The organism is Streptomyces fildesensis (assembly GCF_016107395.1).
Lineage (GTDB): Bacteria > Actinomycetota > Actinomycetes > Streptomycetales > Streptomycetaceae > Actinacidiphila > Actinacidiphila fildesensis.
Genome location: NZ_JAAIKO010000028.1, coordinates 1 through 13,505, shown reverse-complemented (window position 1 = coordinate 13,505; position 13,505 = coordinate 1). Strand labels below are relative to the sequence as shown.

9 protein-coding genes are annotated in these 13,505 nt (G+C 72.5%); 4 read left to right on the top strand and 5 right to left on the bottom strand.

Going from position 1 to position 13,505, the window contains the following annotated elements; all coding sequences use genetic code 11:
• Positions 1 to 36 precede the first annotated feature (36 nt).
• On the top strand, positions 37 to 621 hold the full coding sequence (locus tag C6N31_RS28385) for an NUDIX domain-containing protein (RefSeq protein ID WP_138357807.1): 585 nt from the start codon (positions 37 to 39) through the stop codon (positions 619 to 621).
• Between the two features lie 52 nt (positions 622 to 673).
• Here C6N31_RS28385 and C6N31_RS28380 read toward each other — a convergent pair whose 3' ends face one another.
• Complete coding sequence (locus C6N31_RS28380; RefSeq protein ID WP_138357798.1) at positions 674 to 3,055, bottom strand: glycoside hydrolase family 31 protein; 2,382 nt, start codon at positions 3,053 to 3,055, stop codon at positions 674 to 676.
• Positions 3,056 to 3,293: 238 nt separating this feature from the next.
• On the opposite strand from C6N31_RS28380, the gene C6N31_RS28375 reads away from it, so the two are divergent.
• The gene (locus tag C6N31_RS28375) at positions 3,294 to 5,303 is read left to right on the top strand and encodes an acetoacetate--CoA ligase (RefSeq protein WP_138357799.1); all 2,010 of its coding nucleotides are present in this window, start codon (positions 3,294 to 3,296) and stop codon (positions 5,301 to 5,303) included.
• A 57-nt stretch (positions 5,304 to 5,360) separates the two neighbouring features.
• Here the strand turns inward: C6N31_RS28375 and C6N31_RS28370 are convergent, their stop codons facing one another.
• Both C6N31_RS28370 and C6N31_RS28365 read right to left on the bottom strand, forming a co-directional pair.
• Positions 5,361 to 6,923, bottom strand: coding sequence for a cellulose binding domain-containing protein (locus tag C6N31_RS28370; protein WP_138357800.1), 1,563 nt, complete (start codon positions 6,921 to 6,923; stop codon positions 5,361 to 5,363).
• Between the two features lie 98 nt (positions 6,924 to 7,021).
• Positions 7,022 to 8,350, bottom strand: a complete 1,329-nt coding sequence (locus tag C6N31_RS28365; protein WP_138357801.1) for an aminotransferase class I/II-fold pyridoxal phosphate-dependent enzyme — start codon at positions 8,348 to 8,350, stop codon at positions 7,022 to 7,024.
• Positions 8,351 to 8,465: 115 nt separating this feature from the next.
• On the opposite strand from C6N31_RS28365, the gene C6N31_RS28360 reads away from it, so the two are divergent.
• Entirely contained in the window at positions 8,466 to 9,716 is a 1,251-nt protein-coding gene (locus C6N31_RS28360) for an MFS transporter (protein ID WP_138357802.1), read from the top strand.
• A 162-nt stretch (positions 9,717 to 9,878) separates the two neighbouring features.
• Positions 9,879 to 10,739, top strand: a complete 861-nt coding sequence (locus C6N31_RS28355; RefSeq protein ID WP_138357803.1) for a DUF8829 domain-containing protein — start codon at positions 9,879 to 9,881, stop codon at positions 10,737 to 10,739.
• Between the two features lie 83 nt (positions 10,740 to 10,822).
• Here C6N31_RS28355 and ptsP read toward each other — a convergent pair whose 3' ends face one another.
• Together ptsP and C6N31_RS28345 are read right to left on the bottom strand one after the other, a co-directional pair.
• On the bottom strand, positions 10,823 to 12,493 hold the full coding sequence (gene ptsP / locus C6N31_RS28350; protein WP_138357804.1) for a phosphoenolpyruvate--protein phosphotransferase: 1,671 nt from the start codon (positions 12,491 to 12,493) through the stop codon (positions 10,823 to 10,825).
• A 99-nt stretch (positions 12,494 to 12,592) separates the two neighbouring features.
• Complete coding sequence (locus C6N31_RS28345) at positions 12,593 to 13,042, bottom strand: PTS sugar transporter subunit IIA (protein WP_198358532.1); 450 nt, start codon at positions 13,040 to 13,042, stop codon at positions 12,593 to 12,595.
• Positions 13,043 to 13,505: the final 463 nt, after the last annotated feature.

The following is a 13,505-nucleotide window of genomic DNA, read 5'->3' as shown; positions in this document are numbered from 1 at the left end:
GCGGATCGGTGACGCGGGCGGGTGATCCCGGAGTTGATGCTCCCGGTGCGGGTGATCGGATACAGTCCCGGCGTGCCCGATCGTGAGAAGGACTCCCACTGCTCCTCCTGCGGAACGGCGTTCGGCCCCGCCGCCGGATGGCCGCGGACCTGCGCCGCCTGCGGCGCCACCGCCTACCGCAACCCGCTGCCGGTCGCGATCACGCTGCTCCCGGTCCGCGACGACGCGGGCACCGGGCTCGCCGTCATCCGCCGCACCATCGAGCCCGGCCGCGGACTCCTCGCCCTCCCCGGTGGATTCATCGACCACGGTGAGACCTGGGAGCAGGCCGTGGTGCGGGAGCTCCTCGAGGAGACCGGGATCGTGGCCGCGGCCGACCCCGCGCTCGCCGACACCCTCACCGACGCGGAGGGCGGGTTCCTGCTCGTCTTCGGGCTGCTGCCGCTCCGGGACGCCGCCGACCTGCCGGCGTCGGTCCCCACCGACGAGACCGAGGGCTGGGAAGTGCTGTACGAGCCCGCCGAGTTGGCGTTCCCGCTGCACACCCTGGCGGTCCGCCGCTGGTTCGACGGCGGTTACGGCGAACACGGCGACAGGACGGTCCGGCCCGGAGCCCGCTGAGAGCGTCGTACCGACGGCCGTCCCGTCGGCGGCCGTCACTCCGTCACCCCCGTCACTCCGGCAGGCCGCGCACCCGCACCCGGTGGCCCACCTCGTCCTCCCCGTCGCGCTCCACCACCACCTGCCCGTCGGCCAGCCGGGTCGTGAAGCGCTCCACCAGCGGTGCGGCCCAGCCGTCGCCTTCATCGGTGAAGAGGATCCCGCCGCCGGTGCGCCCCGCCACCGGGGCCCACACCTCCAGTTCCACGGCGCCGTCGTCGCCCGTCACCGGCAGGACCGCTCCGGCCCGCGCCAGCACCGGGATCCGGCCGAGCGGCGCGTCCAGCAGGATCTGTCCCGGCCCCTCGTACGCGGTGCCGGTCGCGGTGTCGTACCAGCGGCCCCGCGGCAGCCGGATCGCGCGGGTGACCGAGCCGCGCTCCAGGACCGGGGCCACCAACAGGGCGTCGCCCAGCAGGAAGGCGTCCCCGCAGCCGCGCAGCCTGCGGTCCTCCGGGTCGTTCCACCACAGCGGCCGGACGTACGGTGCGCCGGTACGCCGTGCCACGTGGGCGAGGGTGTCGAAGTACGGCAGCAGCCGCTTCCGTTCCCGCAGCGCGGCCGCCGCGTGCTCCTCGACCTGCGGCCCGAACTCCCACGGTTCCCGCCGCCCCGCCGTGATCGCCGAATGGGTGCGGAAGAACGGCAGGAAGGCACCGAGCTGGAACCAGCGCAGATAGAGCTCGGGGGACGGTGTTCCGGTGAACCCGCCGACGTCGGGCCCGGAGTACGGCACCCCGCACAGCCCCAGCCCGATCACCAGCGACAGCGAGGCCCGCAGCCCGGACCAGCCGGTGGTCACATCGCCCGACCACGTCCCGCCGTACCGCTGCATGCCCGCCCAGCCGGAGCGGGAGAACAAGAACGGCCGGGTGTCGGGCTCCAGTTCCCGCAGCGCCTCGTAGCCGGCGCGGGTCATCGCCAGCCCGTAGACGTTGTGGGCCTCGCGGTGGTCGCCACCGCGCCCCTCCAGGGCGTGCCGGGCCGACCGTGGCAGGGTCGGCTCGCCGAACGCGGCGAACGACACCGGCTCGTTCATGTCGTGCCACACCCCGGCGAAGCCCTGCGCCAGCCGCTCCGCGTACAGCGCTCCCCACCACTTGCGGACCCGCGCGTCGGTGAAGTCCGGGAAGACCGCCTCGCCCGGCCACACCACGCCGCGCACCTCCTGGCCCCGGGCGTCCCGTACGAACGCCCCGGCGGCCGTCCCGCTGTCGTACACCGGGTTGCCCGGCTCCGCCTTCACCGCCGGATCGACGATCGACACCAGCCGCACCCCGTCGCGCCGCAGCTCCGCGGCGAGCCCGGGGAGATCGGGGAACCGCTCCCGGTCCACGGTGAAGACCCGGTGCCCGTCGTAGTGGTCGATGTCCAGGTGCAGCGCCGACAGCGGCAGCCCGCGCTCGCGGAAGCCCGCCGCGACCCTGCGGACCTCCTGCTCGCTGCCGAAGCCCCAGCGCGAGTGCTGGTAGCCCAGCGCCCAGCGCGGCGGCAGCGCGGGCCGGCCGGTCAGCGCCGTCCAGCCCGCCAGGATCCGGGCCGGCGAGCCGGTCAGCACCCAGTAGCGCAGCGGCCCGCCGTCGACCCGCAGCTCGCAGCCGCCCGGCCGGTCGTGCCCGGAGCCGGCGCCCTCCTCCCCGTCGCGCAGCGTCACATGGCCGTCCCACGTGTTGTCGTGGAAGACCAGATGACAGCTGGCGTCCGCGACCACCATCTGCACCGGCATGGTGATGTACAGCGGGTCGTCGCCGGGGCCGAAGGAACCGCCCGGGTCGGTGTTCCACAGCCGGTACGAGCCCTCCCGCAGCCGCGGTCCCGACGCCCGGCCGCCCAGGCCGAACACACACGCGTCCGCGGCGGTCTCCGAACGCTGCACCCAGCGGGTGCGGTCACCCGGCTCCCGGCCCGCCGGATCCCACCAGCGGGGCGGCAGATCGCGCCGCAGCAGTATGCCGCCCGGGGTACGGAACTCCACCGCACCGTGGCGCGAGACCAGCACCGTCACCCGCTCCGACACGACCCGCCAGCCGTCCCCGTTGCGGTCGCTCTCCAGCTCCACGCGGGTGTCCACCGGCGGGCACTCTCCCCCGAAATCCGTCCGGGGCGACCCCCACAGCGCGTACGACGGCTCCGGCTCGGCCCCGTCCCAGCCGCAGAACACCGCGCCGCCCACCGCGACCCGCACCCGCAGCGACGAGCGGGTGAACCGCACCACCCCGCCGCCCGGCAGCGGCTCCACCCCCTGCGCGGGGCCGGGCACCCGGGCCCGTTCCGCTCCCCGCCGCGGCAGGTCCCGCCCGTCGGTGCGCTGTCTGCGCCACGCGGACCGCAGTGTCCGCAGGCCGTTCGCGGACCCGACCATCCGTACCGACCGCACCAGGTCCCGAGAATCCATGGCGCCCACCCTTCCACTGCTCCCGGCCGCCGTACCGCGCGTTCAGCCAGCGTTCACCTGTAGGTGAACCACATCGCGGCATTCCCCGTTGTGGGGGTCCCGCCCTGGCGCCGAAGACGATCACATGGCATCGTCCTGCCCAGCCCTGCCGTAGGACATTCCGCCCGCGCAGGGTCCAGCCGCACACAGAGCGACGTGTCGCCGTACCCGTCTCGTCGTACCGTCCGGGAGCCGCCCCATGAGCACCACGACCGAGCCCGCCCACGCCCCGGAGCCCTTGTGGACCCCCGGCCCCGAGCGGGTCGCCGGCGCGCGGATCACCCACTTCCAGGCCTGGGCCGCGCAGCACCACGGCGCCCCGGCCGGCGATCCCGCGGACCCGCTCGCGAGCTACCGGGCGCTGCACGCCTGGTCGGTACGGGAGCCGGCGGTCTTCTGGGGGGCCGTCGCGGAGTGGTTCCAGGTGCGGTTCTCCACCCCCTACGAGGCCGTGCTCGGCGACGCGTCCATGCCGGGCGCCCAGTGGTTCACCGGCTCGGCCCTCAACTACGCCGAGCACGCGCTGCGTCCGGCCCTGGACCCGGAGCGCGCCGACACGCCCGCCCTGGTCCATCTGGACGAACGGCCGGAAATCGCCGAGACCAGCTGGGCCGAGCTGAGCCGGCAGGTCGCCTCCGTCGCCGGCCGGCTGCGCGACCTCGGCGTCGCTCCCGGCGACCGCGTCAGCGGCTATCTGCCCAACATCCCGCAGGCCGTCGTCGCCCTGCTCGCCACCGCCGCCGTGGGCGGCGTGTGGACCTCCTGCGCCCCGGACTTCGGCGCCCGCAGCGTCCTGGACCGCTTCCAGCAGGTCGAGCCCGTGGTCCTGTTCGCCGTCGACGGCTACCGCTACGGCGGCAAGGAGCACGACCGGACGGACAGCGTCGCCGAGCTGCGGGCCGAGCTGCCGTCGCTGCGCGCCGTCATCCACATCCCGGTGCTCGGCACACCGGCGCCGGACGGCGCGCTGGAGTGGGACAGCGTCGTCTCGGACGACACCGCTCCCGCGTACGAGCAGGTGCCCTTCGACCATCCGCTGTGGGTGCTGTACTCCTCGGGCACCACCGGCCTGCCCAAGGCCATCGTCCAGTCCCAGGGCGGCATCCTGCTGGAGCACCTCAAGCAGACCGGCCTGCACATGGACCTCGGTCCCGGCGACCGCTTCTTCTGGTACACCTCCACCGGCTGGATGATGTGGAACTTCCTGGTGTCGGGCCTGCTGGCCGGCGCCACCGTCGTGCTCTACGACGGCAGCCCCGGCTACCCCGACACCGGCGCGCAGTGGCGGATCGCCGAGCGGACCGGTGCCACCGTCTTCGGTACCTCCGCCGCCTACGTCATGGCCTGCCGCAAGGCCGGGGTCCGGCCAGGGCACGACTTCGACCTCTCGGCGGTCAAGTGCGTCGCCTCGACCGGCTCACCGCTGCCGCCCGACGGGTTCCGCTGGATCCACGAGGAGGTCAAGGAGGACGTCTGGATCGCGTCCGTCAGCGGCGGCACCGATGTGTGCAGCTGCTTCGCAGGCGGCGTTCCCACCCTTCCCGTCCACATCGGGGAACTGCAGGCCGCGGGGCTGGGCACCGACCTGCAGGCGTGGGACGTGTCCGGCCGGCCGGTCATCGACGAGGTCGGTGAGCTGGTCGTCACCAACCCCATGCCGTCGATGCCGGTGCGGTTCTGGAACGACCCCGGGGACGCCCGCTACCGCGAGAGCTACTTCGAGATGTTCCCCGGCGTGTGGCGGCACGGCGACTGGATCACCATCACCTCGCGCGGCACCGTGATCATCCACGGCCGCTCCGACTCCACCCTCAACCGGCAGGGCGTCCGGATGGGCTCCGCCGACATCTACGAGGCCGTCGAACGCCTCCCGGAGATCCGCGAGTCGCTCGTCATCGGCGTCGAACTGCCGGACGGCGGCTACTGGATGCCGCTCTTCGTCCACCTCGCGCAGGGCGCCGCGCTCGACGACGGGCTGCGCGGCCGCATCAAGGACGCGATCCGCGCCGAGCTCTCCCCGCGCCATGTCCCGGACGAGGTCATCGCCGTTCCCGCGGTGCCCCACACCCTCACCGGCAAGCGCCTGGAGGTCCCCGTCAAACGCCTGATGCAGGGCGCGGCGCTGGACAGGACGGTCAACCCCGGCTCCGTCGACGACATCGAGGTGCTGCGCTTCTACGAGCGGCTGGCACAGGACCGCCGGGCCTAGATTCCTGACGGCGTGTGCCGTGCTGACGCGGCCGACCGCGTCAGCACGGCGCCGCCCTCACCCGGTGTACTGGGCGAAGATCTTCGAGAACTCGTAGGGCGACTGCGGGACGTTGGTGCACATGTACAACGCCCCGTTGCAGGCGTTGCGGTCGCGGGTCTCCTCCCAGAAGCCGAGCATGCCCAGGTGCTTGCCCTGGGCGAACGACACGAGCTGCCGGGAGTCGGCCTGGTCGAAGATGTGCCCGTCGTCGTTCTGGCCGAGCATCGGGGTGACGCCGGTCATCGCCCACAACTGGGCGTCGGTCTTGGCGGGGTACAGGGTCTTGAGCTGCGCCTGGGTGCTCTGCGCCGCCTGGACGGCCGCATCACCGTAGTCCGTGGCGCGGTAGTAGTCCATGGCCATGACGTTGACGGCGTCGAGGGTGACGCCCGCGTCGCGCGCGGACTTCACGATGGTGATCCCGTCCGCCGTCAGACCCTCGGGCAGCACCGGCAGGGTGAGCGAGATCCGCAGCCCGGGGTGCGCCTGCTGGAGCCGGGCCAGCGCCTGGGAGCGACGGCTGATGGAGGCGGGTTCGGCGGTGGCCGCCCCTTCGATGTCGAAGTCGGCGTAGGTCAGGCCGTACGCGGTGACGACGGCGTCGTACTCCGCGTACAGCGAGTCGACGGTGGTGCAGGCCTGGGCGAGTTCCGATCCGGAGGCGCCGCCGAAGGAGATCTTCACGTCGCCGCCGCCCGCCCGGATGGCGTCGACCTGGTCCTTGGCCCAACCGGCCCGCGGGTCATAGGCGTTGAACCACATGGCCTTGCAGCTGGAGGCGGTGATGAAGGCCATGGTGAAGCTCTTCAGCCCGCTCGCGGAGGCCATGGCGGGCATGCTCGGCGTCGGCCAGGCACCCATGTCGACATACGGGGCGGTGTGCACGGTGCCGGGGCCCGGGCCGCCGCCCGTGGTCGTGGTGCCGCCGGCAACCGCGCTGTAGGCGGAGGTGTTGCCCGCCGCGTCCTTGGCCCGGACCCGGAAGCTGTAGCTGGTGGTGGCCTGCAGTCCGGTGGCGGTGTACGAGGTGCCGGTCACGGCCACGGGTGCGGCGCCGTCCCGGGAGACCTCGTAGCCGGCGACCGAACCGGAGTTGTCGGTGGAGGCCGTCCACCGCACGGTGAGCGAGGAGCCGGTGGCCGAGCCGACGGTGACGCCGCCGGGTACCGATGGGGCGGTGGTGTCGGGCGGCCCCGCCTCGCAGGAGCCGCCGTTCAGCAGGCAGTTGGCCGGGGTGCCGGTTCCGGCGGCGACCCAGCCGAAGACCGCTGACGCGCCGGGTGCCAGGGTGCCGTTGTAGTCCCGGTTGGTGAACGTGTAGTGCGAGGCGTTCTTGGTGAGCAGCGCGTCCCAGTAGCTGCCGACACTGCTTCCCGACGGCAGGTCGAACTCGACCTTCCAGCTGGTCAGGGTGGAGGTGCCGCCGTTGGTGATCCGGTACTGGGCCTGGTAGCCCGAGCCCCAGTCGGAGGTCTTGCTGAACGCCGCCGAGGCACCGCCCGCCGCGGCGGCGGGCGGCGTGAGGAACAGGACGAGCGTCCCGAACAGTGCCAGGACGAGCGTGAGGGATCTTCGCATACTGGACTCCCATAGGTCTGTACCAATGCCGCCCAGTACGTGAATACTTGACCACCAGGTGCACGTCAAGGTTCACGACAGGAGTCACTGATGACCCGTCAACCTCCGTAGGTGCTTTCCGACTCACCCAGCACTGCCGCGAAGTCGCCCGCCAGCCGGGCCGCCTCCTCCACCGGCAGGGCCGCCGTGGTGATCCGCACCCCGGGCGCCGACGCGGTACGGAACCGGGCGCCGCCCGCGACCCACCACCCGTGCGACCGCAGTCCGTTGACCACCGCCGACTCGTCCCTGACCGGCACCCAGACGTTCAGCCCGCTCCGGCCGTGCGCGGTGATCCCGCGGTGCGCCAGTTCACCGATCAGCGCCTCCCGGCGGGCGGTGTACGCGGCCTCGGCCCGCGCCACCAGCGCTGCCGTCGCCGGATCCGTGAGCAGCCGCAGCACCGTCTCCTGCAGCACATGGCTCACCCAGCCCGAGGTGAGCAGCAGCAGCCCGTCGTGCCGGGCCAGCGACGTCTCGTCGCAGGCGAGCGCGGCCCACCGCAGGTCGCTGCCCAGATGCTTGGACACGGTACGGACCTGCGCCCAGCGGGGGAGGCCGCCGGTGGTGAGGGAGTGCAGCGGGACCCCGGAGGTGTCCGCCGTGTAGTCGTCCTCGATGACCAGCACCTCGGGGGCCGCGGTCAGCACCGCCAGCAGGTCCGCCCGGCGCCGCTCGGAGAAGCACGCGCCCAGCGGGCTCTGCGAGCGCGGCATGCAGACCACCGCCCTGGCCCCCGCGCGCAGCGCGGCCCGCAGCGCCTCCGGCCGCATCCCCTCCTCGTCCACCGCCACCGGAACGATGCGCAGCCCCAGCGCCGGAGCGAGGTCCAGCAGCCGGTGGAAGCCCGGGTCCTCCATCGCCACGGCGTCGCCCGGCCGCAGTTCGGCCGAGAGCAGCCGGCCGATGCAGTCCAGCGCGCCATGGGCGAACGTCACGTGTGCTGCCGGTACGCCGTCGCGCCCGAACCAGCGGCGGGCCACCGCTTCCAGTTCCGGCAGCCGCGGCGAGGTCCGGTGCGAACCGGGCCCCGGGGTCACCCGGGACGGCGGCACCAGATCGGGCAGGAACGCCGGATCGGGGTGGCCGCCGGCCAGACTCCGTACGCCCTCCGGGGTCTTGGGCGGGCGGCGCGAGCCACTCGTCCCGACGGAGGGGGCCTCGGCGACCACCGTTCCGCCGCGCCCGCGGGTCAGCACGATGCCGCGCTGGCGCAACTCCTTGTAGGCCGTGGCCACGGTGCCCGGACTCACCCCGAGATCCTCGGCGAGCCTGCGCACCGGCGGCATGGCGCTGCCGGGCGGCAGCGAGCCGTCCGCCACCGCACGTTCGACGGACGCGGCAATGCCCTTGGCGGTTGTACCACTGATCGCATATTGTGTTGCCACATTCGCAAGTATGTATTGATACAAAGACGGAGTCAAGGGGGAACGGGTGCGGAAGCGACCGGGGACGGGGACAGGGATGGCGGCGCGGATTCCGGGAGGGCCCGACGGCCGCCGGATGCTCTGGATCAACTTCGTGGACAAGACCGGGTCCGGTCTCTGGCTGAGTGTCACGGCGCTGTACTTCCTGGTCGTCGCGGACCTCAGCGCGAGCCGGATCGGTCTGCTGATGGGACTGGCCGGCGCCGTCGGCATCGCCGGCTCACCCGTCGCCGGCCGGCTCGCCGACCGCTTCCGCCTCACCCGGCTGCTGCTCGCCGTCCAACTGCTGCGCGCCGCCTCCGGCCTGCTGATGCTCGCCGCCCACGGCTTCTGGCAACTGCTGCCCCTGGTGGCACTCGGCAGCTTCGGCGAACGCTCCGCCTCCGTGCTCACCAAGCTCTACGCCGCCCGCGTCGCCGGCCCCGACCGGTCCCGCTACCAGGCGGTCCAGCGCACCGTCGTCAACGTCGGCTACACCCTCGGCGGCCTCGGCGCCTCGGTCGGCCTCGCCTTCGGCAGCGCCACCGTCTACCGCGGCCTCCTGCTCGCCGACGGCCTGTCCTTCTGCGTCGTCGCCGTACTCGTCGCCCGCTGCGCCGAACCCCCGTCCGCCACCCGGACGGTGGCCTCGTCCGCCACCAAGTGCCCGCCCGCAGCCGCCCGCCCCGCGGCAGCGCCCGCCAGCCCATGGCGCGACCGCGGATACCTCGGCTACGCCGCCACCGACGCCCTGCTCTTCCTCGACGGCTCCGTACTGCGCGTCGGCATGCCGCTGTGGATCATCAGCGCCACCACCGCGCCGCACGGGCTCGCCGCCCTGCTCTTCGTCATCAACACCGTCGTCGTGGTGCTCTTCCAGGTCCGGCTCTCCCGCCACGGCCACACCCCGCACCTCGCCGCCAGGACCCTGCGCCACGTCGCCGCCTGCTACTTCCTCGGCGGAGCCGCCGTGGCCGCCTCCGTCGTCGACGACCGCTGGGCGGCCATCGCCGCGATGCTCGTCGCCGCGGTCGCCTTCACCTTCGTGGAGATGTACCAGGCCACGGTCTCGTGGGAACTGTCCGTGGCCCTCGCCCCGGACGACGCGCAGGGCGCGTACGTCGGGGTGCACGGACTGGCCCAGTCCGCCGAACGCGCCGCGGGACCGCTGATCATGACGACGGCGGTCATCGCGGCGGGGCCGCTCGGCTGGCTCGGCCTCGGCACGGCCCTCGCCGGCACCGCGTTCCTGCAGAAGCGCATGGTGCTGCGGCGCCTCGACTCCACACGGCCGGTGACGAACCCGTCCGGATTGTCAGTGTCTCCGATTACAGTGAGTGACAATTGATCGTCACGCCGAGGGGGAGCCATGGCACACACCAGGAACGGGAAGCGGAACAGGAACAGCGGCCGGACGAGCGGCCGTTCACGGGACAGCTCGGGCGGTCGCCGGCCGGAGCGTTCACGGGACCGCGCAGAGGACCGCTCACGGGGTGTTGTTCCGCGCCGGGTGAGCCAGCGGCGCGCCCTGCGCCGTGAAGCTCCCGTCATCGTCGCGCTGCTCGCCGGTGAACGGGATTTCGCCGTGATGCGCCGCTACCGCGGCTTCCCCTGCGAGGACCACCCCGAGTATCTGCGGCAGATGGACGGCCTGCTGCGCTCGCTGCTCTCCCAGGGGCTGTTCGTCACCGTCACCCTCTTCGATCCCGGGGAGTACGCGGAGTACTGCGCCGACACCGGCCAGGACCCGGACACCCCCGCCACCCGCGCCCGCTACACCGCCGACATCACCGCGGGCGGCCCCGGCGTCCCGTACAGCGGGCAGCCGGTGCGTCAACTCCTCGCACAGCTTGGCCACGAGGCCGACCGGCAGATGGCCTGGGACCGCGCCACCGAGGTCCTCACCGCGGCGGAAAGCCGCACCGACGGCGGCCGCGAACGCGCGAGCATCGCCTTCGAACGAGCCTCCCGGGCGCTGACAGGGCTCATCGAAACCGCCGGCACCGGCATCCACCACGTCGTCTGCAGCGTTCCGCTGGACGGCACCCCACTGCTCGCCGTCCTCACCGCGGAGCGCGCCGAATCGGGCCGGATCCACTTCGCGGAGGCCGACGCCCTGGTGTTCTGCACGGTCCTCGCCGCGGCCGCCGTCAGCGACAGCCCCGGCGGCATCGTCGTCCGGTCCACCGGCGCCGACGGACGGGACGAGGTACGCGGCTGGTCCCTGCGCGACGGCTGGCCGCAACCGCTCACCGAGGCGGAGGTCTTCAACGCCTACTGCACCGACGCCGAAACCGGCGAACCGGTACCGCCGGAACCGGGCGTCACGTACCGGCCCGGCCTGCCGCTGCGGCAGGCGCCGCGCGACTGACGCGCACCCCGACGAGCGAGGGGCGTTCCACCGGAAACCGGTGGAACGCCCCTCGGACCTACCTCAACCACACGCGCCGGCGATCACTCGCCGGACAGCACCGCCTGCGCCGCGCGGCGCGCCTCGTCAGCGGTGTCGGTCGCCCGGGCGGCAGCCGCCGCCCGCTCGCACTGCGCCAGCGTGTACTTCGCGAGCGTGGCGCGTACATAAGGAATGGACGCCGCACCCATGGACAGGCTCGTCACACCCAGACCGGTGAGCACACAGGCCAGCAGCGGGTCGGCCGCCGCCTCGCCGCAGACACCACAGCTCTTGCCCTCGGCCTTGGCCGCGTCGGCCGCCGCCGCCACCAGGTCGAGCAGCGCTGGCTGCCAGGGGTCCTGCAGCCGGGAGACCGCGCCGACCTGCCGGTCGGCGGCGAAGGTGTACTGCGCCAGGTCGTTGGTGCCCAGCGACAGGAACTCGACCTCCTGGAGGATGGACCGGGCCCGCAGCGCCGCCGAGGGAATCTCGACCATCGCGCCGAACTTCGCCCGCAGACCGGCCTCGCGGCACGCGTCGGCGAACGCCTTGGCGTCGATACGGTCGGCCACCATCGGTGCCATGACCTCGAGATACACCGGCAGGCCCTCAACAGCCTTGGCCAGCGCCCGCAGCTGTGTCTGCAGCACGTCGGGGTGCTCCAGCAGCGACCGCAGACCCCGCACGCCCAGCGCCGGGTTCGGCTCGTCCGCGGGGGTGAGGAAGTCCAACGGCTTGTCGGCGCCCGCGTCGAGCACGCGCACGACCACCCGGCCCTCGGGGAACGCTTCGAGGACCTTGCGGTACGCCTCGATCTGCTTCTCCTCCGACGGCGCCTTCGCGGAGTCATCGAGGAAGAGGAACTCGGTGCGGAACAGGCCCACACCCTCGGCGCCCGCCTCCAGCGCCGCGGGAACATCGCCGGGACCGCCCACGTTGGCGAGCAGCGGAACCTTGTGACCGTCGGAGGTGGCGCCGGGACCAGAGGTCGCCGACAGCGAGGCCTTGCGTGCGGCGGCGGCCTCTTCCAGCTCCGCGCGCTTCTCGGCGCTCGGGTTGACGAAGAGCTCACCGGTGCTGCCGTCCACCGCGATGACGGTGCCTTCGGCGATCTCACCCGCGCCGGGCATGGCCACCACGGCCGGCACTCCCAGGGCACGCGCCAGGATCGCGCTGTGGCTGGTCGGGCCGCCCTCTTCGGTGACGAAGCCGAGGACCAGCGTCGGGTCGAGCAGCGCGGTGTCCGCGGGTGCCAGGTCCCGGGCGATCAGTACATACGGCTCGTCGCTGTCCGGCACACCCGGCATCGGGACGCCGAGCAGCCGGGCCACGATGCGGTTGCGGACGTCGTCCAGGTCGGCCACCCGGCCGGCCAGGTACTCACCCGCGTTGGCCAGCAGCGCACGGTAGGAGGCGAAAGCGTCGTAGACGGCGCGCTCGGCGGAACTGCCCACCGCGATCCGGCGCTCGACGTCGGCCATCAGCTCCGGGTCCTGGGCCATCATGGCCTGGGCCTCCAGCACGTGCTGGGCCTCACCGCCGGCCAGGTTCCCACGCGCGATCAGGTCGGCTGCCACGGCCTCGACGGCCTGCCGGGCACGGCCCTGCTCACGCGGAGCCTCCTCCGCCGGGATCTGCTTGGCCGGGGGCTCCAGAACAGCGGTACCCATGTGCCGTACCTCGCCGATCGCCACACCGTGGCTGACACCGACGCCTCGCAGCGTTGTCTCCATCTCACCTGTCTCCGGTCACTGCGACGATCGATGCCGTCGCTCAGATTCTTCCGACGTCCTCGTTGACGCCCCCTGGGGTACAGCGGTTACGCGGGGGAACTACTGCCAGACGAAGAGCGGGGCACCGGCCTTGACGTCGCCCTCGACGGCCACATCGCTGAGCGCCTCGGCGGTCGCCTCGAGTGCCACGACGGGGCACACCGGCGACTTGCCCGCGGCCTCGACCGCGGCCGGGTTCCAGCGGATGACCTCTTGTCCACGCTGCACGGTGTCGCCCTTCGCGACGAGCAGCTCGAATCCGTCCCCATTGAGCTGAACGGTGTCGATGCCCAGGTGCGTCAGTACGCCGTGTCCCTCGTCGTCCACGACGACGAACGCGTGCGGGTGCAGGGAGACGATGATGCCGTCGACGGGGGAGACCGCGGCCGAAGGCTCGCGCACGGGGTCAATGGCGGTGCCGGGGCCCACCATCGCGCCGGAGAACACCGGGTCGGGCACAGCCGCGAGCCCGATGGCACGTCCGGCCAGGGGGGACGAAACGAACGTCATGGGGAAGCCTCCTAGATGCGGAGCTCAAAGACGCCGTCACCACCTGTCACCGGACGGCGATGCCGCTTGAGCAGCCTAAGTCATGTGAAGTAAGGATTCCGCCCGAGCGGATCCGACCATCGGGTGATCGATCCCGACCACTCAGTGTGGCATCTTCACCGGACCCGATCCGAGGGCCGAAGGACCCTCGTAGCCGATTTGCACGGGGCGAGGGCGTCCAGTACCTTGGCACAACCGCCTCGACGAGTGCCGCGGAAACGTGTGTTTCCAGGGCAGACTCGAATTGGCCGGGAAATCCGACAGAAACCTTCTGGTAAAGTCGGGTGCAGCGGGAAAGCCGAAAGGCAGAAACGCTAAAGCAACACAATGCAGGATCTGCAGTACTCCCGCTGACTGGGAATCGGGCGTGAAAGCGTCTGATAGAGTCGGAAACACGAAGGGAAGCCCGGAGGGCGCCGGTGAC

Coding starts and splice junctions, on each gene's coding strand:
- C6N31_RS28375 (WP_138357799.1), top strand. CDS start 3,294: ATGAGCACCACGACCGAGCCCGCCCACGCCCCGGAGCCCTTGTGGACC.
- C6N31_RS28360 (WP_138357802.1), top strand. CDS start 8,466: ATGCTCTGGATCAACTTCGTGGACAAGACCGGGTCCGGTCTCTGGCTG.
- C6N31_RS28345 (WP_198358532.1), bottom strand. CDS start 13,042: ATGACGTTCGTTTCGTCCCCCCTGGCCGGACGTGCCATCGGGCTCGCG.
- C6N31_RS28385 (WP_138357807.1), top strand. CDS start 37: ATGCTCCCGGTGCGGGTGATCGGATACAGTCCCGGCGTGCCCGATCGT.
- C6N31_RS28380 (WP_138357798.1), bottom strand. CDS start 3,055: ATGGATTCTCGGGACCTGGTGCGGTCGGTACGGATGGTCGGGTCCGCG.
- ptsP (WP_138357804.1), bottom strand. CDS start 12,493: ATGGAGACAACGCTGCGAGGCGTCGGTGTCAGCCACGGTGTGGCGATC.
- C6N31_RS28370 (WP_138357800.1), bottom strand. CDS start 6,923: ATGCGAAGATCCCTCACGCTCGTCCTGGCACTGTTCGGGACGCTCGTC.